The following is a 25580-nucleotide window of genomic DNA, read 5'->3' on the forward strand; positions in this document are numbered from 1 at the left end:
GCGCTGATCGTGCCTGAGGCCGGGGACGCGCTGCAACAAGCCCCAGAGACCACCCGTTAAAACGTTTTAAAGATGACGACAAAAGGACTTTGCCCATGATCACCCCTATCGCCCGAAGCGTCGTCGGCAGCCCGATGCTGCAAAATCTGGATCTGAAGACCGAGATCAAGCACCAGCGCGCCACCGGCACCCTGCCGGGGATGCTGTCCTTTTGGGAACGCTCTATGCTGCACGCCTTGGCGGCGCGGACGTGGCGCGGCGATGGGACGATCATCGACGGCGGCAGCTTTTTCGGCTCGTCCCTCGTGGCGACGGCCAGCGGGCTGCGCGCCAATCCGGTGACGGCGGGCGTGGACATGACGCGCTTTCCCGGCGGCAAGCCGGTGCACGGCTACGAGCTGGGCTTTTTGCCCGCGCCGGGCAGCGACAAGGTCGACCCGCACCGCGAATTCGGCGGGGTAAAGTACAAGCTCGGCGACAGCTTTGTGCCGATCCTTCAGGACAATATCGCGCCCTACAATGACCTGATCGACCTGCATATCGGCGACCTCAACGAGGAACGCTGGGACGGATCGCCGATCGAGATCGCCTTTATCGACGTGTGCAAGACCGCGCGGCTGAACGCCCATGTCTCGACCCAGTTCTACCCGGCGATGATCCCCGGCAATTCGACCCTGATCAACCAGGATTTCTTCTTTGACCGCCTGCCGTGGGTCAAGGTCACCATGGGCTATCTCAAGGACTACTACCGCTGGGAAGGCCAGGTCTTTACCTCGTCGATTTACTCCAGCGTCAAGGCGGTGCCGCAGGATGTGGCCGATTACGACCCCTATACCGAAGCCTCCTATGAGGAATGCCTTGCCTATCACGACGCGGTCGAGTTCCCCGGCATCGAGCGCAAGTGGCAGTTCTTCCTTGCGCTCTCGCGCGGCTACCTGATGGCGCTTAAGCACCGCAAGGACGACGCGCTGGGGCATCTGCGCGCGGTGCAGGACGATTACGCCGACATCCTTGGCGATCTCGAGGAAAACCCGCGCGGCAACCAGTTCCGGCTGGATCGCGCGGTGCGGCAGATTTCCAACGGCAATATCTTCAAGGTGTCCTGATGGCCAAGAATGACATGCCTGACGACCTTCTCGTGGATGCCAAACAGGCCATCCAGCGCAGTGATTGGCCCGAAGCACACGACCTGCTGACCCAGCTTTTGGCGCAACGGCCCAGCGGTGTCGTACGGTTTTTTCTGGCGCGGGTGCAGCACGAACAGGGCAAGCCGGACGAGGCGCTGGGGATGTTGGCCCCCTTCCTCGAGAAAAACCCGGACCATGCCGGCGGGCACCTGCTGCAAGGGCGCATCTTTTTGGCGCTGGACGATCTGGACGCCGCCGAGGCCGCAGTCCTGCGTGCCATAGAGCTCAACCCCGAGCTCACTCCGGCGACGCGCCTGCTGGACCAGATCCGCCAAGAGCGGGTGATGATCCAAGCGCGCCAATTCATCGCGGTGGTGGATGCCGACTACCTCGCCGCGCGCGACACCGGCCCGAGCGAGGCCTTGATCGCCGCCGCGCAAGGGCTGGCCGACCTGCCCCCTGGCCCCAATTGGAACAACGACACTGAACAGGCGAAAATCGCCTATTTCCACTTTGCCCCGGACCTCAAACAGGCTCTACGTAACTACGATCCGCATCTGATCGACGTCTCGACCCGCTTTGATTACATCACCTGGCCCAAGCGGATTCAGGATCACGTGCGCGGCAAATCGGTGATCGACGTGGGCTGCGGCTTTGGCGGCTACGGCATGGGCTTTTTGGTGGCGGGGGCGGTGGATTACGCCGGGCTCGATCCGGTGATGAAGCTCGACAGCACCCGCGCCAAGAACAAGCGCACCCGCACCTGGTCGGATATGGGCGTCACCCCGCGCGAGGTCGCAGACGCCCTGCCCGCCATCCGCCTGTTCGAATGTATCGCCGAGGACATGCCGGTCGAGGAAACCTTTGACACGGTGGCGCTGCACAATGTGACCGAACACCTGATCCAGCTTGACCTGGTGTTTTCCGGGCTGGTCAAGCTGTGCAAGCCGGACACGCGGGTGATCTACCTGCACCACAACTTTTTCTGCTGGAACGGGCACCACTTTGCCCCCAACCAGCCGCACCAGCTGGACTTGGACAACCCCAAGCACCTTGAGGTTTACGACTGGCGCCACATCGACCTGCATGCCGCGGGCCTGCCGGATGATCACTATTTCACCACCCATCTAAACCAGATCCGGTTGGATGAAATCCGCGCCATCACAGAGAAGTATTTCGACATCGAGGTCTGGGACGAGATCCCCTCTTCTCAGGCCACGCTAGAGCGGCTCACGCCCGAAATTCTGGACCGTGTCCGCCAATCCGTGCCCGATCTGACCGAACGGGAATTGAAGACCAACGTCGTTTTTTGCATCGCGCGCCCAAAAGCTTTGGCTGAGGGCTAGGGATGCCCCCCCGTGGGGCCTTTGGGCACCGCGTTATTACAACCCCAGTGTGCCGGTGGTGATCCCACCGCTTTCGATCCAAGGAGACCTTTCATGCTAGACGATCTTGAAGCGCTTCAGGAAAAAACCACCCGCAACGAGCTGCGCGCCAAGGATGCCGAAGCGCGCCTGCGCATCATCGAGGCCGAGATTGCCATCATCCACAAGCGCAAGGAATTGCTGGCGCTCAAGGATCAGGACGACGCCTGACCCGGCATCTGCGCCGCGCCTTACAGGATGAAATCCGCCTCGGTCAGACCATGGGTCAGGGCCGTGAGGATTTCCGTGTCGCCCGTGCCATCGCCATCGGTATCGACCTGTATCAGGCTCGATCCGGTGGACAGTTCCAGCACCCGCACCTCGCGGGCCGCGCCGCTAAAGGCGCTGGCCCCGATATAGCTCAGGATGCCCGGCGCGACCGAGGCGAGATCGATCAGATCCTGTCCCGGCGTAAAGCCGCGGATCACGTCACGCTGCGCCCCGACGGCACTGTCCGAGACGCTCTGAAAGATGATCGTGTCCTCGCCGGACTGGGCATAGATCACGTCGCGCCCGCCCTGCCCGTACAGATCGTTCTGTCCAGCCCCGCCGAACAGCCGGTCGGCGTCATCGCCCCCGCGCAACGTATCGTCACCATTCCCGCCAAAGATGTCGTCTGCCCCGGCATCGCCGTTGATGTCGTCATCGCCATTGTCGCCGGTCAGCCGATCGTTGCCTGACCCGCCGCGAATGGTGTCGTTGTCTTCGCCGCCGTTGACCGTGTCATTGCCCGATCCGCCATACAGCACATCATCGCCGCCCAGCCCGCGCACCAGATCGTCTTCGGCGTCGCCCGACAGCTGATCGCTGAGGTTGCCCCCCTGCAAGGTGTCGCTGCCCGACCCGCCGGTCACGAACTCGGTCGCGGCGCTGTCCCCCAGCGCGCGATAGTAATCGGCCCCCTCCTCCAGTGAGACCTTGCCCAGGATCATGCCGCTGTTGAACAGCCGATCATCGCCATCGCCAAGGTATGTATCCCCTTGGATCATGCCGGAATTCGTTACTGTATCGGCATAAGTCACCGATCCCTGGATCGCCACATTGCCCTGTGCCAGAATGCTGCCGGTGTTGCTGAAGCTCATGGGAGAGAGGCTTTCGACCAGCGCGCGGCCTGCGCCGGGGAGGCCCGAGATGATGCCGCTGTTGACCATGAACACCGGCGAGGCCCCCGCCCCCACCCAAAGCGCGCTTTGCGGGGCGCTGCCGGTCAGGGTGATCTGGCCGTGGTTTTCCATGCGGTTGCCGGTGCCCCCGCCCCCCAGGTACAGCGCATACCCACCTGAGGCGACCTCACCATAGTTGACGATGCTGTTGCCGTTGCCCGCATCGACGATGATCCCGCCCAGGGCGGCGTGGACCGCGCCACTGCTGCCGACGAGGATGGTGCATTGCACAGCGCTGGTGGACAGGGAAAAGAAGTCGACCCCGGTTTCCCCCGCCGCGACGGTGCCCAGCACGGTCAGCGTCGCCCCGGTCAGTTGCAGATCACTGCGGGTCGGGCTGCCCCTGAACCCGTCCCCCGACGAGCGCACATAGATATCCGGGATCAGGACAAAGTAATTGTTGTCCTGAATCAGATATGTGCTCGACTGGTGCGTGGTGATCGCCTGGAACGTCATGGCCCTGCTGTAGCACAGGCTTGGTATCCGAAGCGTTTACCGCGATTGCGTCACTCTGGGCTTTCCCCGCGCGAGACGTTGCTTTTGGGGAAGTCGATCTGCGGCGCCTCGACGCCGTAAAACGCGGCCAGCGCGGTCCAGTCGTTCAGATCGTCCCATTCCAGTTCCAGGCACTGCTGCGGCCCGGATCGGCGCACGCGTTTAAAGTTGCGATACTGGCGGCGCCAGAACTTGTGCATCTTTTTGCGGCGGGCGCTGGCGTTGGTCGCCCATTCGGTATGGTCGGGGTAGATCTCGGGGTGGGTCTCTTCCCAGTGCTGCACGCTGGCCATCCAATCCTTGCGTGCCCGGTTGATCCAGATAAAGCGCGCCTGCGGGGCCAGCACCTTGCGGATAAAGGGATGGATTTGCGTGTGCCCAAAGGGCGCGTCCTGAAACACGTCATAGGGGGCGATACAGGACACCAGCTCGGCCAGCTCGTCCTTGACGCGGTCGGCGTGCTCGGCGTGAAAGGCACGAAACCCTTGGGATTTATCCGCCAGCTTTTGCAGGTCGCGCAGCGCGGGCTGGATTTTCTGCAACAGCACCCGGTTGTGTTTCATGGCGCGGGTCCCCACCCCCAGCGCCAAAAGCGCATGGCCCACCGAGGTCGTGCCGGTCTTGTAGGGCGAGCACACGATGTGGACCGGGCGGGTGATCTCGCCGTTCTTGATCCACCTCTTGGCCAGCGTGCGCCGCAACACCATGGGTCAGCGCCCGTTGCCTTTGAGCCAGGCATAGAGCCGCAGCAGCGGCCCCTTGAGGATCGGCACCCGTTCCGCCAGTTCCCGGCCCCAGCGGACCACCGGGCTTTTGGAGCGGGTCAGCTGAATCTTGGGTTGCACCAGGCCAGCCAGCACCTCGCTGTAGAACGGCGTGCGGATCAGCGCGCTCCAGTAGTATTGCGACCAGGGCAGCGCGCCGGCCTTCCACGGTTTGTAATCGCGGTCGGCATAGTGGATCAGCCAAGGGTCTTTCTTGGCGGCCATGGCTTGGCGCTGGTTGCCCACCGGCACACGGCCATAAGAAGCGGGCCCGGAGTTGAACACGTTCCACCGCGGATCAAGCAGGAACAGAGACTGTTTGAACGTCTTGTTCAGGATGTCCTGATCGCGGAACAGGTACCGCCCCTCCAGCGCTTCGCGCATCAATTCACGCCCCAAGGCCGGCAAATCGCCCATGGCGGCAAAGTTGAACAGCAGCACCCCGGCGTTGAAATAGCGCGCGATCTGCTCGTCGCTCAGGCCCAAGACCTCGCGGTGATAGACCGACAGATCCGGCACCTCGGGGTCGATGGTCTTGACCGGGCCGGACAGGGTGCGCGTCATGATCCAGTCGGGCACAGCGGCGATCTGCGCATCGCCCATATCGGTGTCGTACAGCGCGCAGACATCGGCGCGCAGGATCGTATCGGCGTCCAGATACAGCAGCCGGTCCAGCCCCGGCAGCAGCGAGAACAGCAAAAAGCGGTTGTAGGTGGCGTTCGAGGGTGCGCGGCTGGTCGAGCGATAGCCCTTTTCCAGCGCCTTGCCAGAGTTGATCGCCAGCATCTGCGCATCGGGGTGATCGGCCAGCACTTCGCGCAGCATGTCCAACTGGCGCGGCGCAATCCCTGAGTGCAGGAAATACAGCCGCAGCGGGCGGGCCGGGTCGGCGTGGTCGATCAAGGATCGCAGCATCGCCGCCGCATGGGGCAGATAGGCCCGGTCCGAGGCCATGGCCAGATGCACGGCGTTCTCTTCGACCGGGTCACCCTTGGCGATCTGCGGCGAGACAAGCGCTTCGGACAGGTTCAAAATGCTGGTTTCGCGCAGGGTTAGAGACGGATTGACCTTTTGCTCGTGGTGCACCCAGACGGTCAGCAGGCGTTCCGCCAGAAAGCCCAGGTAGCGCGCTTGATAGGCGGTATAGAACCGGCGGTCGGCGGGCACCGCCTCGACCTTGAAAAGGATGTCGAACAGCCACGCGCAGTAGCGATCGAACAGCGCCCGGCGCATCAAAGCCATATTGCCCAGACGCACGGTACGGCTGCGCGCGACCTCTTCAAAGCTGTCGGCGTACGCGGGGTGATCGCGGGTGATGATCTCGCGCAGCAGGTCGAAATCATCCGGCGCGTGCCCGGCCTTGTAGTTGGCCTCGACGGTGCGGCCCATGGTGTGCAGGCGCGGCAGCACGATGTCCCAGGCGTCGCTTTGGGTGGTCAGCCAGTCTTCGGCCTCGTCCAGCCATTGCGGGATGTCGAACAGCTCAAGGCGCGCCTCGACCGGGCCAGTGGGGCAGCGACCGGTGAAATCCAGCAGGCGACGATAGTGCATGAGGCCCACGTGGCTCGCCTCGGAGGGGTTCTGCCACGCCCAATACAGCGCGGTCAGCTCGCAATAGGCGCCGTTGCGCTCCGAGATATGCGTGCCGGTGTCATCGCCGATCATCCCCGGCAAGGGGGCGGCGGCACCGGCGCGGCCAACGTGGATGGGATGAATCTGGTCCGAGGAAATACGCGGGGCCGGCTGGTGGTAGGCCGTATAAATCGCGGCAGTCATCTACTGTACTCTTCCTCGTGTTTCCCGGTCTTTGCCGGGGCCAGCGCGGCGGGGCGCGGGCGCTCTTCTTATAGGGGTATGCTGTAGAGCATCACCCAAAAATGGTCTAGAGGCAGAGAGGACAGGGCGGCAACGCACCGCCGCATCCAAGACGCAAGGGGCAGCAGATGACACAGCCGACGCTGGTGGCCGTGGTGGTGACCTACAACCGCCTTGCGCAGCTCAAGGTGACGCTGGACCGCCTGCTAAGCAGCGCGCCGCAGCACTTGAGCGCGGTGGTCGTGTTCGACAATGCCTCTGATGATGGCACGGGGGCGTTTCTGGCCGAGTGTCTCGCGCGGCAAGACGCCGGAGATGAAGACGGGCGCCTGCATGTGATCACCAGCCCTGCCAACCTCGGGGGGGCGGGCGGCTTTGAGGCCGCCATGCGCGCCGCCCATGAGCGGTTTGACCCCGATTGGATGGTCCTGATGGATGACGACGCGCGCCCTGTTCGCGGTGCATTAGAGACGTTTCACGCCGTCCCGCGCACCCCGCAAGAGGCCTGGGCCGCCGCCGTGTATTACCCCGACGGGCGGGCCTGCGACATGAACCGGCCTTGGATCAATCCCTTCCGTTCGGGGGCGGATCTGCTGCATTCGCTGCGCCATGGCCGCGACGGCTTTCACCTGAACGAAGAAGACTACCAAAGCGATCAGACCCGCGACATCGACGGCGGCTCTTTTGTCGGGCTGTTCGTGGCGCGGGCGGCGATCGAGCGGGTGGGCTACCCTGATGGGCGATTGTTCCTGTACGGCGATGACGTGCTGTATACGCTGGGGCTGTCCCAGGCGGGCGGGCGCATCGGATTCGACCCGAACATTGCCTTCGAGCACGATTGCGCCACGCTGTCGGGCGGGCCGTCCCCGGTGATGTTCCCCCTGTGGAAGGTCTATTACTTTCACCGCAACCAAGTGCTGGTCTACCGCCGTGCCGCGGGGCCGGTGCTGTTCTGGCCAGTGCTGGCGCTCAAGGCGCTGTCGTGGTGGCGGCGGGCGGCGGCCTATGGGCCGCAGCGGCGCGCCTACCTGCGGCTGATCCGCGCCGCCCTGCGCGACGGTTTGCTCCGCGACACCTCCAGGCCCCGCGAGAGGGTGCTGGAGATGGCGCAGGACTAGGGCCGTGTCACGCGTTTTGCGCCGGAACAGAGCCTGTTTTAGCGCCGCGCCAAGATCTCCAGGTGGTAGCGCCGCAGCAACAGCAGCCCCAGCGCCGTGGTCACCATCCCCCAGCCCAGCACATACAGAACCGACACGTAATGCGGCTCGTAGGTGGGATAAAACCCCGACCGCACCAAGCCCGTGATATGCAGCAAGGGGTTCCACCACAGGATATCCTGCGCCCCCGTGGGCAGATCGCGATACAGCCAGATCACCCCCGACCCCAGGAACAGCGGTCGCGTGACGATCCCCCAGATCGTGCCCCACACCGGAAAGACCCCCTGCACCACGCAGTTGATCAACCCGATCCCGCCCCCCAGCAGACTGGCCAGCGCAAAGCCCAGCAGGATCGGCCCAAAGATCAGCGACACCGCCGTGTCCAGCACCGCCAAAATCCCGGCAAACAGGATAAAGGCCACGAGGAATTCGGTCAGCGAGTTCAAGATCCACCGCCCCATCACCGCGTCGATCCACGTCACCGCCGGATAGCGCAGCAGATTGCGCGAGAAATTCAGCGCGTGCATGACAAAGCGGGCGTTCTTTTGGAACAGGCCGTAGGCCAGATAGCCCGTGGCGTAGAACAACAAGAAGTTATTGCCCAAGGGCGGCGTGCGCAGCAGCAGCGAAAACCCCAGAGCAAGGAACAAGATCATGCCCAACGGCTCGAACACGGCCCAGACATAGCCGCCGGGGCTTCGCCCATAGCGTGCGGACATCTCGCGCAGGATTAGCGCCAGCGTGGTGCGTGCGTGGCCCCATTTGCGGGCCGTGGGCGCGCGCATGGGCAAGGGGGGCGGAATATCTGCGGTCTCGGTCACGGGTGCGCGCGCCTCTGGTGCCTCTGGTCTTGGACAACCCAAGTATGTAGACTCGGCAAACAAAACGCAAAAGCTCAGGCAGGCAAGCCCCCGTGACAGATACTCCGTCCTCCAAGGCCCCGTCGCCCAAGACTCAGGATCCCAAGGCATCGCCGCAAAACCCGCCCGCGCCCAAACCTGCCCCCAAGCCTGCGCAAGGCGGCGGACAGGGTGGCGGACAGGGCGGTAAAAAACCCGGCCAAGGTCAGGGCAATGCCCAGCCCAAAAACCAACCCAAGAACCAGGGCAACAACCAGGGCAACAACAAGGGCCCCAAGGTCATCGAGGTCGCCCCCATCGCCCAGCCCGCCCGGATGCGGCGGCGCCATTGGGCGGTGCTGTTTTCCTTTGTGATCTTTGTGCTGATGCCGCTGGCCGGCGCAGGCGTCTACCTGTGGACGCGGGCGGTTGACCAATATGCCTCGACCGTGGGCTTTACCATCCGCCAAGAAGAGGGCGGCAGCGCCGCGGGTCTGCTGGGGGGCTTGGCCGCGCAGGTGGCGGGGGGCTCTGGGCGCGCCGACACCGACATTCTTTATGAGTTCATCCAAAGCCAAAGCCTCGTGGCACAGATCGACGCCAAGTTCGACCTGCGAAGCCTTTATTCCGAACAATGGCAGCTGGACCCGGTCTTTGCCCTGCGCCCCGATGCCTCGCTCGAAGATCTCGTGGACTATTGGCAACGCATCCTGCGCATCGCCTATGACGAAAGCAGCCAGCTGATCGAGCTGGAGATCCGCGCCTTTGATCCGCAGCTGGCCCAACAGATCGGCCAGGAGGTGCTGCGCCAAAGCCAGACCCTGATCAACGAGCTGAACGCCCAGGCGCGCGCCGACACCATCCGCTACGCCGAAAGCGATCTGGCAGAGGCCCAGACCCGCCTGCGCGAGGCCCGCTCTGCCCTCATCCTGTTCCGCACCCGCACCCAGCTGGTGGACCCCGAAACCGACCTGCAAGGGCGCATGGGCGTGGTCAACACCCTGCAACAGCAGCTGGCCGAAGCCTTGATCGAGCTGGACCTGCTGGCGCAATCGACCAATGACAGCGACCCGCGCGTGGTGCAGGCCCGCCGCAAGATCGAGGTGATCCGCACCCGCATCGAGGCCGAGCGCACCAACGTGGCCTCGGGCGCCAGCGCCAGCAGCGGCGAAGACTACCCCACCCTTCTGGCGGAATATGAATCGCTTTTGGCCGACCGCGAGTTCGCCGAGGAAACATGGCGCGCGGCGCTGACGGCGCTGGATGTGGCGCGGGCCAATGCCTCGCGGCAGACCCGCTACCTGGCCACCTATATCGCGCCGACCCTGCCGCAATCGGCCGAATACCCCCGCCGCTGGGTCCTGTTCGGGCTGACCGGGCTCTTTGCGATGCTGGCCTGGGCGATCATGGCCCTCGTCTATTACTCGATCCGCGACAGCCGCTAAGAGGGGCCGCCGTGATCCGCTTTGAAAACCTGTCCAAAAGCTTTTGGGTGCGCGGGCGGCAAAAGGTGGTGATCGACCACCTTGACCTGACGCTGCCCACGGGGCGGTCCTTGGCCTTGCTGGGGCGCAATGGCGCGGGCAAGTCGACCTTGCTGTCGATCATCGCCGGTGCCCTGCCCGCCGATACCGGGCGGGTGATCTCGGACGGGACGATCTCTTGGCCGGTGGGTCTGGGGGGCTCGTTTCACCCGCAGATGACCGGGGCGCAGAACGTGCGCTTTGTGGCGCGGGTCTACGGCGTCGACACCGAAAGCCTGCTGCATTTCGTCAAGACCTTCGCCGAGCTGGGCCCGCAGTTCTATAACCCGGTCAAGACCTACTCGGCCGGGATGAAGGCGCGCCTTGGCTTTGGCCTGTCCATGGGGATCAAGTTCGACACCTACCTGATCGACGAGACCACCGCCGTGGGCGACGCGCGCTTTAACCGCAAGAGCCGCGCGGTGTTCCATGAACGGATGCGCGGGGCGTCTTCGATCGTGGTCAGCCACCAGATGAACACCGTGCGCGCCTTTTGCGACAGCGGCATCGTGTTGAACCGCGGCAAGCTGGAATATTTCGACGACCTCGAAGCGGCCATCGACCGGCATCTCAAGCTGAACGGTTAAGACCCGAATTTTCCAAAGCTTCGCGCAAAAATTCACCTGTCTTCGATCCGAAAGTCACAATCGACTTTTTCAAGTCGATATTAATCTTAGTGAATGTTCACCTTTTAGACTAATTTACTCCCCCGGAATGTCCGCAGCGACCAGCAGTTTGCCCTCACACACCGTGAGGGATTCACCATGCTACAGATGCAGATTTCAGGACTGGTCGGGACGGGCAACGCCACCTTCGATACAGGCATTACTGACTTGATTATCCTGCATAATAACGCAGGTGCCCAGCTGGTTTCCGTGGCCGGACACGCCGGCGGTCTGGTCTGCTATGACCTTGGCTTTGGGGCGCTGCCCGAGGTGGTGACATGGCGCGGCACGGTGGCCGATACGGTGACCGGTACGGGGCCGTCGCTGCTGAACATGGGCGAAAATGTGGCAATTGTGGGTCTCGATCATGGCGGCGTCAGCTATATCGAAACCTCTGTGACCGGCGTGCTGTCCTGGCCTGCGCAGACCGCGGCCGGCTATGACAGCTGGTCGGTGGGCGCGCTGGTTGGTGAAAATATCCTTGCGCTGGCAGATGCTTCGGGGGCGGGCGTCAGCCTGTACCAGCAGCAAGCGGGCGGCGCGCTGAGCCATCTGCGCACCATGTCGGACAATGGCACGCTGTTTGCCGACCAGATCAGCGCCATGGCTTCGGCCACAATTGGCAGCCACGACTTTCTGATTGTGGCCAGCGCCTCCGAGCAGGGCGTCAGCGTCCTTGAGGTCAACGGCCTTGATGTGCGCAGCCGTGGCCGTGTTGGCCCGGACGATGGTCTGGGCATCATGACCCCCACCGATGTGAAAACCGCCACCGTGGACGGCACGACCTTTGTTCTGGTGGCCTCGGCCCCCAGCGGCGGCGGCGCGGTTGGCGCGATCTCGGTGCTGGAACTGGGCGTTGGCGGTCAGCTGACCCCGACCGATCATGTGATGGACACCCGCGACAGCCGCTTTGGCCAGGTGCAGACCCTTGCCGTGGCCGAGCACAACGGCATGACGCTGGTGGCGGCGGGCGGCGGCGACGATGGCGTGACCTTGATGGCGCTGACGGCGCGCGGCCAGATCGTGCATCTCGATAGCTTTGCCGACACCAACACCACCGGCCTGACCGGCGTGACCGCGCTGGAGATGGTGGTGCTGGGCACCGAGCTGCAAATCTTTGCCACCTCGGGCGCCGATGCGGGCGTCACCGTGCTGCGCGCCGATCTGTCGACCCTTGGCCAGAGCTATTGCGCAGCCGATGGCGGCGAGGTGATCACTGGCGGCGCGGGCGATGACATCCTCAGCGATGGCGCCGGGCTGGATACGCTGACCGGCGGCGCGGGGGCGGATATCTTTGCCCTGTCCGCCGATGGCCATATCGACCAGATCTTTGGCTTTGACCCGGCGCAGGACCGGCTGGACCTGTCGTCCTGGCCGCTGCTCTATGATGTGGCGGACATCACCGTGACCCGCACCTCGACCGGCGCGGTCCTGTCGGCGCGCGGCGAGCGTGTGCTGATCGTCTCTCACGATTACAGCCCGCTGGGCGAGGCAGAGCTGCGCGCCGCCGTGGACCTGACCGTGAACCGCGCCTTCCTGCCGCCGCAACTGGCGCGCATGGGCACCAGCAGCGACGAGTTCCTCGAAGGCAGCTGGGGCAATGACACTCTGTCGGGCGAAGCGGGCAACGACACCCTGCTGGGCGGTCTTGGCGACGACACCCTGTCCGGCGGTGCGGGCACCGATTGCGCGGTTTTCGGCCTGAACAGTGACGATCTGGCGCGCGTGACCGTGGACGGCAGCAACGTCACGCTGGTCTCTGGCGAAGGCGTCGACCTGATCGACGGGATCGAGGAGTTCGAGTTCACCAACGGCACCCTCAGCCTTGCGCAGCTCTCGGCGCTGAGCTCCCCCACCTTGGTCGAAGGCGGCTCTGGCAATGACATCCTCAGCTTTGACGCAGAAGCCGTCGAGCTGATGGGCCATGACGGCAACGATGTGCTGACCTCGGGCAACTTCAACGACATCCTGAACGGCGGCACCGGCCACGACACCCTGTCCGCAGGGCGCGGCGAAGACCTGCTGGACGGCGGCGCGGGTGACGATGTGCTGATGGGTCTGGGCGGCAACGACACGCTGAACGGCGGGAGCGGCAATGACACCATCAAGGGCGGCCGCGAGGACGATCTGATCAACGCAGGTGCAGGCGACGACTCGGTGGTTGGCCAGCGCAACCGCGACACCATCGACGGCGGCACCGGCAACGACACCATCAAGGGCGGCGGCGGCGGCGACGCGCTGTTCGGCGACAGCGGCCATGATTTCCTCAAGGGCGGCACCAAGGCCGACCTGATCGAAGGGGGCGCGGACAATGACACCCTTGCGGGCAACCGCCACGACGACACGCTGGACGGCGGCGCAGGCGCGGACCTGCTGAACGGCGGCGGCGACAACGACAGCCTGATCGGCGGGTCGGGCGATGACACCATCAAGGGCGGCGACGGCGCGGATGTCTTTGTCTTTGCCTCTGGCCACGATCGCGACCAGATCGAAGACTTTGAAATCGGCATCGACACGCTGCAACTGGACAGCGGCCTGACCGGCGGCCAGAGCGCGGCGCAGATCGCGGCCGGGGCTCAGGTCATCGCCGATGGCCTGCTGCTGGACTTTGGCGGCGGCGACGAGATCCTGCTGGCCGGTCTGACCAGCGCCTCGGGCCTCAGCGCAGACATCGAAATTCTTTAAGGCGATACATGAATGTGGCAGGATAATGTCATGTAATGTTTGATATTTGTCGCACAGGCAGAGTTTCCTCAGGACCGCACCACCCCAAGCCATCACGGCGCTTGCCCGAAAGCGGGGCTTTCAAATAGACCTTTTGGAAAGCCCCCGCGCCTATACCGGCGTTTGATGTGTGCATAGCAAGAGGTTCTTCATGTCTGCCACCGCCTTCAGCCCGATCGGTCTGGTCATCAACAACGATGACGTGGCCCCGGACAGCGCCGACACCACAAACGTCATGGAGGTGGGCGACATCTTTAACGGCACGCTCGACTATGCGGGCGACACCGATTGGGTGGCCATCGACCTGCAAGAGGGCGACACGATCCTGTTCACGCTGGCCCCCACCCTGGGCGGCGGCGGGATCGAAGACCCGTGGCTGACGCTCTACGACGCCGCGGGCGTCGAGCTGATGTACAACGACGACGCCTCGACCGGCTCGATGACCTCAGCCATCGAGTTCGACGTCGAGATCACCGGGACCTACTACCTCGAGGCGGACAGCTTTGACGGCAATGAGATCGGCGGCTACGTCCTCAGCGCGACTTATGTGACCGACGCCACCCCCGATCCGTTCGAGCTGTTCAAGGTGCTCGACTGGGGCACGCAGGTGGATTTCTCTGGCTCGACCATCGACGTGGCCTTCGCCAGAGCGGGCTATTCGGTCTACAACTACGAAGACCTGACCTCGCTGACTGCCGAAGACTGGACGATCTACGAAAAGCAGCAGTTCCAGCTGGCCTTTGACTACATTGAATCGATCATCAACATCGAGTTCAACGTCATCACCAAGCCGCGTCTGGCCGATCTGATCCTGATTGCCGATGCCGATGGCGAGGTCTCTGGTCAGGGGGCTTTGGGCTATTTCTCGCCTCCGGGCTATGAAAACGAAGGTGTGGGCGCCTTTGCGGTGGACAGCTGGGACCGGTCCGGCGCGGATGGCGATCTGGAGTGGGGCGGCTACAACTACGTGACAATCGTGCACGAGCTGCTGCACGGGCTGGGCCTGGCCCACCCCCATGACGACGGCGGCGCGTCGACCATCCTGCCGGAGGTCATTGATCCCTTCGATTCCTTTGGGGTCTACGACCTGAACCAGGGTGTCTACACCACCATGTCCTACAACACCGGCCTGCATATCACCGATGTGGGCGCGCTGTCGGACAGCGACGTGCAGACCTACGGCTATGAGGTCGGCCCCATGGCGCTGGACATCGCGGTGCTTCAGGCGAAATACGGCGCCAACACCGACACCGCGCGCGGCAATGACACCTATTACCTGCCCGAAGTGAACATGGCCGGCACCTATTGGCAGTCGATCTGGGACAACGCCGGGCAAGACACCATCCGCTATGACGGCACCGACGACGCGGTGATCGACCTGCGCGCCGCCACCCTGAACGAAGAGCACGGCGGCGGTGGTTTCCTGTCGGCGGCCGATTACATCTCTGGCGGGTTCACCATCGCCAACGGCGTGGTGATCGAGCACGCCATCGGCGGCGACGGCTGCGACATCCTGCAAGGCAACCAGGTGGCGAATACGCTGACCGGCAACCTTGGCGATGACAGCATCTATGGCGCGGGCGGTGACGATAACGTCTGGGGCAACGCGGGCAACGATCTGATCTTTGGCGATGCGGGGGCGGACACGCTGCGCGGCGGGCGCGGCAATGATGAGCTCAGCGGCGGGGCGGGCGACGACTCGCTGGCCGGTCAGCGCCACGGCGACACGCTGTTTGGCGGCGACGGCAATGACACCGTCAAAGGCGGCGGCGGCAACGATGAGATGCACGGCGATCTGGGCAACGACTTCTTGCGCGGTGGCACCCGGTCCGACACCATGTACGGCGGCGCGGGCGACGACACGCTGATCGGCAACCGCCACGACGACCTGCTGGACGGCGGTGCGGGCAACGACAGCCTGAACGCGGGCGGCGACAACGACACGCTGATCGGCGGGGCGGGCGACGACTGGATGCGCGGCGGCTCCGAGGCGGATGTCTTTGTCTTTGACACCGGCCACGACGCTGATGTGATCGACGACTTTGAGATTGGCATTGATACGCTGGAAATCAGCACCGCTCTGGCGGGTGGGATGACGGCGGCGGCCATCGCCTCTGGCGCGACCATCACCGGCGCGGGGCTGGTGCTGGATTTCGGCGGCGGCGATACGATCCTTTTGTCTGGCCTGACCAGCACCACCGGCCTCAGCGCCGATATCGACATCGTCTGAGCCAACCTGCCAGACCAAAACCCCCAAGACCAAGTGACCAAGCCGGGCCCCCTGCCCGGCTTTTTCTTTGGGGTTGCCGCAGGGCGTGCGCTTTTCTACCGTGACGCCAAATCGCATCAAACCCTGAAAGACCAGAATGGCAGATTACATCGGCACCCCCGGCAACGACACGCTCACCGCCCTGTCCAGCGACGTCGAGGCATGGATCCCCGGCACCCTTGGCGATGACATTATCCTGCTGTCGGACATGACGGCGGGCAGCACCGCCTATGTCTATTATTCGCAAACCAGCGGCCTGACCTCTGGGCTGACCTTTGCCTTTAACGGGCACAACGGCGACGGCCAGATCAGCGGCGCAGAGTTTACTGACGCAGTGATCCTTGGCGACAATGCCTTGCAGCTGTGGGGCACCCCGCAGGACGACATCTTTACGCTGATCGTCCCCAAAGGCGCCGATTGGGAGGTCGTCGGCTGGGAAGGCCAAGACCGCTATGAGCTGATGCTGTATGGCGATCTGTGGTTGTCCTTTTACGAGGGCACCACGGGCATCCGCGTCGACCTGCTGGACAACCAAGTCTACCGCGACGGCACGGTGGACATCGATACCGCGAACGAGGCGCTCTATGTGGATGACCAAGGCGGGCAGCTGAACATCCGCGGCGGCTATTTCAACGATATCGTCACGGGTTCGCATCGCGATGAAGGGTTCGAAGGCCAGATGGGCGATGACACCTTTCTCGGCAATGGCGGCGTCGACACCTTTTACATGAGCTATCAGGGCGCCTCTGGCAGCCAAAGCCCGCTTGAGCAAGCGCAGGCGAGCTTCACCGTAGTCAGCGGCGGCGTCGAGGTCACCAGCCCCCATGGCACCGATCTTCTGATCGACGTGGAACAGATCGTCTTTAGCGATGGCACAGTAGCAGTGGCCGATATCGTCCCCGGCCAGACGCTGCTGGGCAGCAATGACGCCGACGACACGCTGACGGGCAATATGGGCCATGATACCTTTGACGCCGGGCGCGGCAACGATGAGATCATCGGCCTTGGCGGCGACGACGCGATCTGGGCCGATGGTGGCGATGATCTTGTCCTCGGTGGGTCGGGCAACGACACGCTGCGCGGCGGGCGCGGAAGCGATTACCTTGATGGCGGCAGCGGCGACGACAGCCTTGTGGGGCAGCGCGACGGCGACACGCTCAGCGGTGGCGATGGGGCCGATACGCTCAAGGGCGGCGGTGGGCAGGACCGTCTGTACGGCAATGACGGTGATGATTTCCTCAAGGGCGGCACCTATCAGGACCTGATCTTTGGTGACAACGGCGACGACACGCTGATCGGCAACCGTCACAACGACTCGCTCTATGGCGGCGCGGGGGATGACAGCCTGAACGCCGGCGGCGACGATGATTTCCTGTTTGGCCAGGAGGGCAACGATTGGCTCAAGGGCGGCTCCGGGGCCGATGTGTTCATGTTCGCCTTGGACGGCGGGCAGGACACCATCGCCGACTTCGACACCGCCGAAGACCTGTTGATCCTCTACAACCTCTTTGGCTGGGCGGATGCCGAAGCCGTGGCCTCGGTCGCGCAGGTCACGAACGCCGGGATCGCGCTGAGCTTTGACACCGGAGAGCACCTGCTGCTTGAAGGGCTCAGCGACATTGACGCGCTGATTGCTGCCACGCAAACCTCCTCCGGACTGTAAATCTTTCGCGTGCGAAAGGTCGTGAAACAGTCTCTAACCCAGCCGTTAGAGACTGTTTTCGCGTTTAAGCACCCAGCCGACAAAGGCCTTGTCCGGGCTGCGAAGTGTCTGTTTGCCAGTGCGCCGCCAGACGCCGTGCCATTCGGCCAGCAGGGCGTAGACGTCCAGTCCGGGGGCCAGCGCGCGCGCCTGTTCAAGGGCGCTGTCCGACACCGGGGGCGGCGCGTCCAGCGGCATCACCATTCCGGCGCGCGGCGTCACTTGCAGCTTGTCACCGGGGATCTCGGCGAGGTGGTAATCGGGCAGATGGTCAGCGGCGATCATGTCGCGGATCATCTTGCGAAACACCCGCCGGGGCGAGCCAGAGCCCGACTTCTTCAGCAATGTGTCGATCGAGATTTCCCAAACCGTCTGCCGCCCGCAGTGCTTGCGCGCCAGCTCGTAGATGCGCCGTTCCAGCGGTTTGCGCAGGCGAAAATAATCGCGGCTCAGCGTCAGCACCGATTTCGACAGCACCGCGCGGAACAGCCATTCCGACAGGGTCACCGCCACGGACACCATCTTGCCCCCGCGCGAGGCGCGCACGATCTGCCAGTTCTCGATCAGACCAAAACCGGTGGTCACTTCCTTCCCGCCGGTTTCAAAGTTGGTGGTGACGCGCGTGCCTGCCAGCCGCTCAAAGGCTTCGCGCAGACGCCGGTAGCTGTCGCCGCTGGTCTCGCGGTTGGTCGCCACCAGCAGGTCATGGGCGCGCAGATGCAAGGTGCGGCTGACCGCCAGCCCGGCATTGATCCCCGCCATCAGCTGGCTGATGCAAAAGATCAGGATGTCCTTGTCGTGGATCGTCGCCAGCCCCTTGACCGATGGGGTCACGGTGATCGCGGTGCCATTGTGTTCGTATTCCAGGATGCGCCGGTCGGGCCGGGTGGACAGGCTGAACATCGGGTGTTCCATGCTGGCCATATCGTCCTTGGGCGCCGCATCAAAGATGTCGCACACAAAGAAATCCGCCGTCGGATGCCGGACAGGATCAAGCCCGCCCGCTGTCAATTCGGCCACTGCTCCGGCCCCTTTATCATGCGATGGCGGCCGTTTTGCCTGTGGCTCTTTCCATCGTGGTTTTAGTGACACCCATCCTAAAGTTATCCACACGCGCCGTCCAGACTTGGGGACAACCGCGTCGGGGGTTCAGAGTCGCTTTGTCGGGGTTTCGGAATCGCCTGAGCGTGGTTTCAGAGTCGGGTGTGTGTAAAAATGGCTCGATTCATCCTGTAAAATCATAGGCTTGGTGATCAAGCGTTTTTCCTTAACATGACTCTAACCAGAATTAACACGCAACAAGCCAGCCAAGGCGCCAGCCGCAGCGCGCCTTTTCCCCCAAAGCGCCCGAATCAACCCTCGGAATTTGCTAGGAAAATCACCTGATGTGACGGTTTCTCTTTCATGTATCGCCTTTTCGTGCATATTGAGGAAAAAGCATAACATCAGGCGGAAGGACACGGGCAGATGGGCAATGATATCCCCCTCCCCCCCTATTTCAACATCGACCCCGATCAGGCTTTGGCCGAGCTTGGCGCGCCATCAGGCAGTGCCGATTTTGCTGCCATCGCGGCGGCCTGCGGGCGCGGGCGCACCGACCTTGCCGGGCGCGGAATGGATGAGAGCGGCACCAAAACGCTGCGCAAATTCTCCACTTGGGAAATCACCCGCTACCTGATCCCCGTGGCCCCGGCCCACTTCCGCCGGGTGCTGCGCGAGAACCCCGAGTTGCCGCAGGGCAGTTCCACCTCGGAAGGCAGCGCCAAGTGGTTCACCTTTGACGAGGTACTGATCTTGCGCGCCCATTTCGGCACCAAAGGCTCCAAGGCCAAGGAGTACCGCCCCTACCGCCCCGAAGGTCTGGCCGCGAAACTGGTTGCCGTGGCGAACTTCAAGGGCGGCGTGGGCAAGACCTCGACGGCGGCGCATCTGGCCATGAGCGCGGCGCTCGACGGCTACAAGGTCTTGGTGCTCGATCTCGATTCCCAAGGCTCCATGACCTCGATTTTCGGCGGCAAGGTGGATGACGAATGGGGCACGGTCTTTCCGCTGCTGGCGCGCCACTACGCCCGCCATCTTCAGGCCGAGAACCGCGCCCGCGCCGACCGGGGCAGCGACCCCATCGCGCTGGATGAGACCCTGACCGAGGCGCTGGACACCAAGGCGCAGGACCTGATCCAATCGACCCATTGGCCGAACATCGACCTGATCGGCGCGCAGCTGAACCTCTACTGGGCCGAGTTCCAGATCCCCGTCTGGCGGATGCAGGGGCGCGGCTGGAAGCTGTGGGATGCGCTGCTCGATGGCCTCGAAGAGGACGGCATCCTTGATCAATACGACCTGATCTTCCTCGATACCCCCCCTGCCCTTGGCTATCTGACGATCAACGGGCTGTCGGCGGCGGACCTGCTGTTGGTGCCGCTTGGCGCGTCCTTCCTGGAGTTCGACTCCACGGGGCGGTTCTTTGACATGCTGCATTCGACTTTTGCCAGCATCGAAGAGGCGGAAACCATGGCGGCGCGGGCGCTGGGGCGCGAAGGCATGGCCTTTGAATGGGACGCGGTGCGCGCGCTGATCACGCGCTATGATGGCGCGCAGCAGGCCGAGATGGCCGCCTTGATGCAAAGCTACCTTGGCCCAACCCTGTCGCCCCACCGGCAGGATTTCACCGCGCTGATCGGTCAGGCCGGTGAGCAGGTGAGCGGCATCTACGAGGCCGACTACCGCGACTTCAACCGCGAGACCTACGCCCGTGGCCGCCAGACCTTTGACGCGACCTATGCGGCCTTCAAGCGGTTGCTGATCGGCGTGTGGCGCCGCGAGGAGTTGCAGCGGCAGGAGGCGGCGGAATGATACCTTTCGCGCGCGAAAGCTTTGCCGCTCAAATAGACCCTATTCCTGCCCAAACCCGGAGGATGTGAGATGGCCAAACGTAAACGATTGTCCCCGGCGCAGGGGCTTGGGCTGGGCGCGGATATGAGCTCTGCTTCCCCTGCCCCGGCTGCCGCACCCATGCGCCCGCCCATTGCGCAAGTCGCGGGCGAAGCCGCTGCCGTGTCTGCCCTAGGCGAGATGCGCGACGAATGGGACAAGGCCCGCAATGACGGGCGGCTGGTGCTGTCGCTGCCCTTGGATCAGGTTGAGGCCGAGCATTTGGTCCGCGACCGCGTAGTCCAAGACGACGAGGCCATGCAAAGCCTGATCGACAGCCTGCGCGCCCGCGGCCAGCAAACCCCCATCGAGGTGGTCGAGCTGGGGCAGGGGCGGTACGGCTTGATTTCCGGCTGGCGGCGTCTGTCCGCTTTGCGCCGCTTGCACGCCGAGACGGGGGAGTTCGGGCAGGTGCAGGCCCTCTTGCGGCGTCCGCAGGATGACCCCGCCGCCTATGTTGCCATGGTCGAGGAAAACGAGATCCGCGCCGATCTGAGCCATTACGAGCGCGCGCGCATCGTGCTGAAGGCGCTCGAAGCGGGCGTGTTCGAAACGGAAAAGGCGGCGCTTCAGGGGCTGTTTGCCGCCTCGTCCTATGCGCGCCGGTCCAAGATCAAATCCTTCCTCACGGTGGTGCGGGCGCTGGATGGCGTGGTGCGCTTTCCCTCGGCGATTTCCGAGCGGCTGGGGCTGGCCCTGGCCAAGCGTCTGGATGAGGACGCTGAGGCCGCTGGGGCCCTGCGCGCAGCGCTAGAGGCCGCCGATCCGCAAAGCGCCGAAGAGGAAACCACCTGTCTTACGCAGGCTCTGAGCGCGGCGGACAAGCCCGCCAAGACGGCGGCAAAATCAGAGCCTAAAGGCCGGGATAGGGTCGAAATTGGCGGCGTGACCCTGTCGCAATCCAAGGGCAAGCTGGAGCTGAGCGGCAAGGGTCTGACGCCCGATCTGGTGGACCGGCTCAAGGCGTGGCTGGAGGCGCAAGGCTGACCTTTCGCGCGCGAAAGATTTCGCAACAGGGCAGGGGCGTCAGATCAAGTCGATCGCCCCGTCCAGCCCAATGGTGCCGGACAGCCCTTCGAACAGGATCGTATCGCCCGCGCCAAAGTCGATCTGCACCCCGGTGGCGCTGATGCTTGCCGCGCCAAGGATGTCGGTCACGCTTTGCCCGCCCATCAAGGAATAGGTCAGCGCCAGCCGGTCCTCGGTCAGGTCGAAATCCCGGATCACGTCGGCCCCGTGATCAAGGTCGAAGACAAAGACATCCGCCCCCGCGCCGCCCTTGAGCGTGTCGTCATCCGCCCCGCCGATCAGCGTATCGTTGTTGCCACCACCGTTCAGATCGTCGGCCCCCGCGCCACCGGACAGGCTGTCGTCGTGGCGGTTGCCCACCAGCGTGTCGTTCCCGTCCCCGCCCAGAACCGTGTCGCGGTAGGTGCCGCCCTTGAGGAAATCGTCGCCCGCCTCACCCGACATCAGGTCAGAGCCGCCGCCGCCCTTGAGCGTATCGGCCCCTTCGCCGCCATGGAGGGTATCGGCGTTGCGCTGGCCGACGATGCTGTCATCGCCTGCGTCGCCATACAGCAGATCGCTTTCCCGTCCGCCGCGGATCGTGTCGTTGCCCGCGCCGCCATAGACCGTATCGTCGCCGCCATCGGCCCAGACGTTGTCAGCGCCCTCGCCCATATCCAGCAGGTCATTGCCGCGCCCCGCATCAGCGGTGTCATTGCCCAGCCCGCCGCTGAGCACATCATCCGTATCGCCCCCCGTCAGGGTCTGCCCGGTCAGGATCACTGCGTCCTGCGCGCGGGCGTCCAGCTTGGCGTTCTCGCCCGAGATGGTGACGCTTTGCGTGACCTCGCCCAGCAGCGCGCCGCCCGAAAAGGTCACCGTATAGACCCCGTCCGGCAGCGCCATCTGGTAACCGCCCGCCGCCCAGCTGGTGGTGGTAAAGGTGCCCGCGCTGCCCACCGCCTGAACGGTGACGCCGCCAAGGCCTTCGCCCACATCATAAAAGGCGTCGCCGTCCGCATCGTCGATCACCACGCCCAGCAGCTTGGGCGCGTAGCTCCATGTGGTGCCAAAATGCTGGGTGGTTAGGAAAGGGCCGACCTCGGTGCTGGGATCGCTGTCTTGGGTCCAGGACAGGCCCACTTCGGTGTAGGTGGCGCTCAGGATGCTGTTGCGGTGGCCGGGATTGTCCTGAATGCCGTCGCCGGTGCTTTGCCAGTTGCTGACCAGAGTGCCGCCGCTGATGTCGACCGCGTCATAGCCCCAGTCGATGTAAAAGCCCGCGTGCGCATACAAAGGATCCTCCGCATAGGCATAGATATTCTCGGCCACCTGCCGCAGATCCTCGTAGCCGGCATTCAGCATCCGGTTCAGCAAGGACGCCTCTCCGGCCAGGTTATGCGACTGTTCGTCCTGCGCGATCATCAGATCGGTGTGGGTGTCCGCCGATTGCGCCAAGGCAGAGTTCCACGCCAAAGGCGCCACCGAGGGCAGCCCCGCCAACTGGTCCGCAAAGGCATCAAGGTCGACGCCAAAGTAAGTCACCGCCGAAGTGATATTGGCCGCAACGGTCGTTCCGCTATTGGCATCCAGGATCAGCTGATCGAACTCGCCCGCCGGATTGGCGCGGGCGCGGTTGATCAGTTCCAGCATCAACTGCTGCTCTGCGGTGGTGATCATGGGGGCTCCTCCCTGTGGCGATGACGCTAGGTAGAGCCGAGTTTACGGCCATGGCGTGGCATCTGTCAGCCGCTTTGAGGACCTTTGCGCACAAGTTTGCCGTTCTCAAAGTGGATGCCGCATTCGGTCTTGCCGCTGTCGGCCCAACGCCCGGCGCGCGGGTCTTCGCCCGGTTTGACGGCGCGGGTGCAGGGCGCGCAGCCGATCGACAGATAGCCTTGGGCCATCAGGGGATGTTGCGGCAGATCGTGCTGGGCGAAATAATCGCTGACGTCCTCGGCGGTCCAGTCGCGCAAGGGGTTCACCTTGATCCAGCGGTCCTGCGTTTCGAACAAGGGCAGCTCTGCCCGCGTGCTGGCCTGCCCGCGCTTGCGCCCGGTGATCCAACAGCCAAGACTGCGCAGGGCCGCCAGCATGGGCAGGGTCTTGCGCACGTGGCAGCACAGGTCGGGGTTTGTGCCATGCAGCGCGCCGGTGGGATCATCGGCGGCCACCCCGGCGGGCGAGGGATGCACCCGCTGCGTATTGCACAGCCCCAGCTGCGCAATCAGCCGTTCGCGGTAATCCAGCGTTTCGGCAAAATGCTTGCCCGTGTCGAGAAAGATCACCGGAACATAGGGATCGATCCGGCTGACCATATGCAGCAGCACCGCGGCCTCGGTCCCGAAGGAGGACACAAGCCCGATCTTGCCGGCAAAGTCGTGACGGATGACACCGGCGAGGACATCCTGCGCCGCCTGCCCCTTGTAACGCAGCCCAAGACCCGCCGCGCGGTCGCGCAGATCAAGCCGTTGGTTGGTCTCATAGGTCGGGCCGGGGACCGGGGCAGAGGTATCTCGCATGGACGTCTCCTGTGCTTGATTCCCGTTATAGCTGTGCCTTTCTTTCGCGCAAGCCTAGCGGCGCCGTGCAGGTGAAATCAGCAGCCTTTTGCCCGAATTTTCCGCGATTCCCTTGATTTCGTTAACAAATTCTGAATGTCGCATGGGTTTCAGAACGCGCCCCAAGAAAAAAGCCCCGCCGAAAGGCGAGGCTCGTTGTCCAGATCAGAGGGTCAAAAGACCCATCTTATTTCCACTTGGAAATGCAGGGGATCTTTGTCTTGTCGCAGCGCTCGGCGTATTTCTGCGCGATGTCCTTGACCTCTTGCAGGATGCCCTCGGCGCTTTCCAGCTTGATCGGTTCCAGACCCAGACCAAGGAAGCGGTCGTTGGCCACGTGCAGCTCGTTTTCGGCGGCTTCGTTGCGCGGGTTGTCCACATAGGCCACTTCGGCGCCCATCATGCTGTGGATCATCTCGGCCAGATCGCGCACCCGGTGGGTTTCGGTCATCTGGTTGAGGATGTTCACGCGCTCGCCCTTTTCCGGCGGGTTGTTCAGCGCCAGTTCGATGCAGCGGCAGGTGTCCTGAATGTGGATGAACGCACGCGTCTGGCCGCCGGTGCCATGCACGGTCATCGGATAATCGACGGCGGCCTGCATGATAAAGCGGTTCAGAACGGTGCCGTAATCGCCGTCATAGTCGAAACGGTTGATCAGACGCTCGTCCATCTTGGTCTCTTCGGTCTGCGTGCCCCAGACAATGCCCTGGTGCAGGTCGGTGACCTTGACCTGGTCGTTCTTGTTGTAGAACGCGAACAGCAGCTGATCTTGCGACTTGGTCATGTGGTAGATCGAGCCGGGGTTGGTCGGATACAGGATTTCAGTCTCTGTTTCGCCCTCGGGCGTCTCGATCTTGACCTTGAGGTACCCCTCGGGGATCTTCATGCCCGCGGTGCCATAGCCGTAAACGCCCATGGTGCCGAGGTGGATCAGGTGCACGTCCTGACCGCTTTCGACGATCGCCGCCAGCACGTCGTTGGTGGCGTTGAGGTTGTTGGACACGGTGTAACGCTTGTGGGCGCTGGACTTCATCGAGTAGGGCGCGGCGCGCTGTTCGGCAAAGTGGATGATCGCGTCGGGCTTTTCATCCTGGATCAGCGTCAGCAGGCGGTGGTAATGCTCGCCCACGGTAAAGTTGTGATACTTGATCTCGTTGCCGGTCAGCTCTTTCCAGACGCGGATGCGCTCGCCGATGGGGCGGATCGGGGTCAGGCTGTCGACTTCGAGCTCGATATCGATATTCCGGCGCGACAGGTTGTCGACAATCGTTACGTCGTGCCCGCGGCGAGAAAGATACAGCGCATTGGGCCAGCCACAGAAACCGTCGCCGCCGAGAATAATCACTTTCATGGGTCTTCTACCTGTCAGATCGTTGAGTGTTCCTAGTCTTGCCCAAGCTATGACCGCTTTCA

Annotated in this window: 19 protein-coding genes; 11 read left to right on the plus strand and 8 right to left on the minus strand. The window is 63.5% G+C overall.

Annotated features, from left to right (window positions below; translation table 11 throughout):
- Positions 1-95 precede the first annotated feature (95 nt).
- From B9A11_RS19910 to B9A11_RS21515, 3 genes are all read left to right on the plus strand, one after another.
- Positions 96-1106, plus strand: coding sequence for a hypothetical protein (locus B9A11_RS19910; RefSeq protein ID WP_058249501.1), 1011 nt, complete (start codon positions 96-98; stop codon positions 1104-1106).
- On the plus strand, positions 1106-2473 hold the full coding sequence (locus B9A11_RS19915) for a tetratricopeptide repeat protein (RefSeq protein ID WP_058249502.1): 1368 nt from the start codon (positions 1106-1108) through the stop codon (positions 2471-2473). Before B9A11_RS19910 ends, B9A11_RS19915 begins: the two co-directional genes overlap by 1 nt.
- A gap of 93 nt (positions 2474-2566) precedes the next feature.
- Positions 2567-2722: a hypothetical protein gene (locus B9A11_RS21515; protein WP_159452538.1), complete on the plus strand. Its 156-nt coding sequence runs from the start codon at positions 2567-2569 to the stop codon at positions 2720-2722.
- Between the two features lie 20 nt (positions 2723-2742).
- Here B9A11_RS21515 and B9A11_RS19920 read toward each other — a convergent pair whose 3' ends face one another.
- From B9A11_RS19920 to B9A11_RS19930, 3 genes are read right to left on the minus strand one after another with little or no spacing between them, the layout of a single operon-like run.
- Positions 2743-4170: a calcium-binding protein gene (locus B9A11_RS19920; RefSeq protein WP_058249503.1), complete on the minus strand. Its 1428-nt coding sequence runs from the start codon at positions 4168-4170 to the stop codon at positions 2743-2745.
- A gap of 50 nt (positions 4171-4220) precedes the next feature.
- Positions 4221-4916, minus strand: a complete 696-nt coding sequence (locus B9A11_RS19925) for a sulfotransferase (RefSeq protein WP_058249504.1) — start codon at positions 4914-4916, stop codon at positions 4221-4223.
- A 3-nt stretch (positions 4917-4919) separates the two neighbouring features.
- A complete protein-coding gene (locus tag B9A11_RS19930) occupies positions 4920-6749 on the minus strand; it encodes a DUF4422 domain-containing protein (protein ID WP_058249505.1) in 1830 nt (609 codons plus the stop codon).
- A gap of 167 nt (positions 6750-6916) precedes the next feature.
- Here B9A11_RS19930 and B9A11_RS19935 point away from each other — a divergent pair, with 167 nt between their 5' ends.
- A complete protein-coding gene (locus B9A11_RS19935; protein ID WP_058249506.1) occupies positions 6917-7906 on the plus strand; it encodes a glycosyltransferase in 990 nt (329 codons plus the stop codon).
- A 38-nt stretch (positions 7907-7944) separates the two neighbouring features.
- On the opposite strand, the gene B9A11_RS19940 is transcribed toward B9A11_RS19935, so the two are convergent.
- Entirely contained in the window at positions 7945-8766 is an 822-nt protein-coding gene (locus B9A11_RS19940; RefSeq protein ID WP_234988915.1) for an ABC transporter permease, read from the minus strand.
- 92 nt (positions 8767-8858) lie between these two features.
- Here B9A11_RS19940 and B9A11_RS19945 point away from each other — a divergent pair, with 92 nt between their 5' ends.
- The 5 genes from B9A11_RS19945 (at position 8859) to B9A11_RS19965 (ending at position 17628) form a co-directional block, all read left to right on the plus strand.
- Entirely contained in the window at positions 8859-10229 is a 1371-nt protein-coding gene (locus tag B9A11_RS19945) for a KpsE/RkpR family capsule polysaccharide export protein (RefSeq protein WP_058249507.1), read from the plus strand.
- 11 nt (positions 10230-10240) lie between these two features.
- Positions 10241-10894: an ABC transporter ATP-binding protein gene (locus tag B9A11_RS19950; protein WP_058249508.1), complete on the plus strand. Its 654-nt coding sequence runs from the start codon at positions 10241-10243 to the stop codon at positions 10892-10894.
- A 177-nt stretch (positions 10895-11071) separates the two neighbouring features.
- Positions 11072-13657 (plus strand): calcium-binding protein, encoded by a 2586-nt coding sequence (locus B9A11_RS19955; RefSeq protein ID WP_058249509.1) that lies wholly within the window; start codon positions 11072-11074, stop codon positions 13655-13657.
- A gap of 190 nt (positions 13658-13847) precedes the next feature.
- Positions 13848-15926, plus strand: coding sequence for a M10 family metallopeptidase (locus tag B9A11_RS19960; protein ID WP_058249510.1), 2079 nt, complete (start codon positions 13848-13850; stop codon positions 15924-15926).
- Positions 15927-16062: 136 nt separating this feature from the next.
- Positions 16063-17628, plus strand: coding sequence for a calcium-binding protein (locus B9A11_RS19965; RefSeq protein ID WP_058249511.1), 1566 nt, complete (start codon positions 16063-16065; stop codon positions 17626-17628).
- A gap of 45 nt (positions 17629-17673) precedes the next feature.
- On the opposite strand, the gene B9A11_RS19970 is transcribed toward B9A11_RS19965, so the two are convergent.
- Positions 17674-18687, minus strand: a complete 1014-nt coding sequence (locus tag B9A11_RS19970; RefSeq protein WP_058249512.1) for a replication initiator protein A — start codon at positions 18685-18687, stop codon at positions 17674-17676.
- Positions 18688-19134: 447 nt separating this feature from the next.
- Here B9A11_RS19970 and B9A11_RS19975 point away from each other — a divergent pair, with 447 nt between their 5' ends.
- Positions 19135-20520: an AAA family ATPase gene (locus B9A11_RS19975; protein WP_058249513.1), complete on the plus strand. Its 1386-nt coding sequence runs from the start codon at positions 19135-19137 to the stop codon at positions 20518-20520.
- A gap of 69 nt (positions 20521-20589) precedes the next feature.
- Positions 20590-21585: a ParB/RepB/Spo0J family partition protein gene (locus tag B9A11_RS19980; RefSeq protein ID WP_058249514.1), complete on the plus strand. Its 996-nt coding sequence runs from the start codon at positions 20590-20592 to the stop codon at positions 21583-21585.
- A gap of 39 nt (positions 21586-21624) precedes the next feature.
- On the opposite strand, the gene B9A11_RS19985 is transcribed toward B9A11_RS19980, so the two are convergent.
- From B9A11_RS19985 to B9A11_RS19995, 3 genes are all read right to left on the minus strand, one after another.
- Positions 21625-23286, minus strand: a complete 1662-nt coding sequence (locus tag B9A11_RS19985; protein WP_058249515.1) for a CAP domain-containing protein — start codon at positions 23284-23286, stop codon at positions 21625-21627.
- Positions 23287-23351: 65 nt separating this feature from the next.
- Positions 23352-24128, minus strand: coding sequence for a phosphoadenylyl-sulfate reductase (locus B9A11_RS19990; RefSeq protein ID WP_058249516.1), 777 nt, complete (start codon positions 24126-24128; stop codon positions 23352-23354).
- Positions 24129-24354: 226 nt separating this feature from the next.
- Positions 24355-25518: an NAD-dependent epimerase/dehydratase family protein gene (locus B9A11_RS19995; protein ID WP_058249517.1), complete on the minus strand. Its 1164-nt coding sequence runs from the start codon at positions 25516-25518 to the stop codon at positions 24355-24357.
- Positions 25519-25580 lie beyond the last annotated feature (62 nt).

It is taken from the genome of Tropicibacter naphthalenivorans (genome assembly GCF_900176475.1).
Lineage (GTDB): Bacteria > Pseudomonadota > Alphaproteobacteria > Rhodobacterales > Rhodobacteraceae > Tropicibacter > Tropicibacter naphthalenivorans.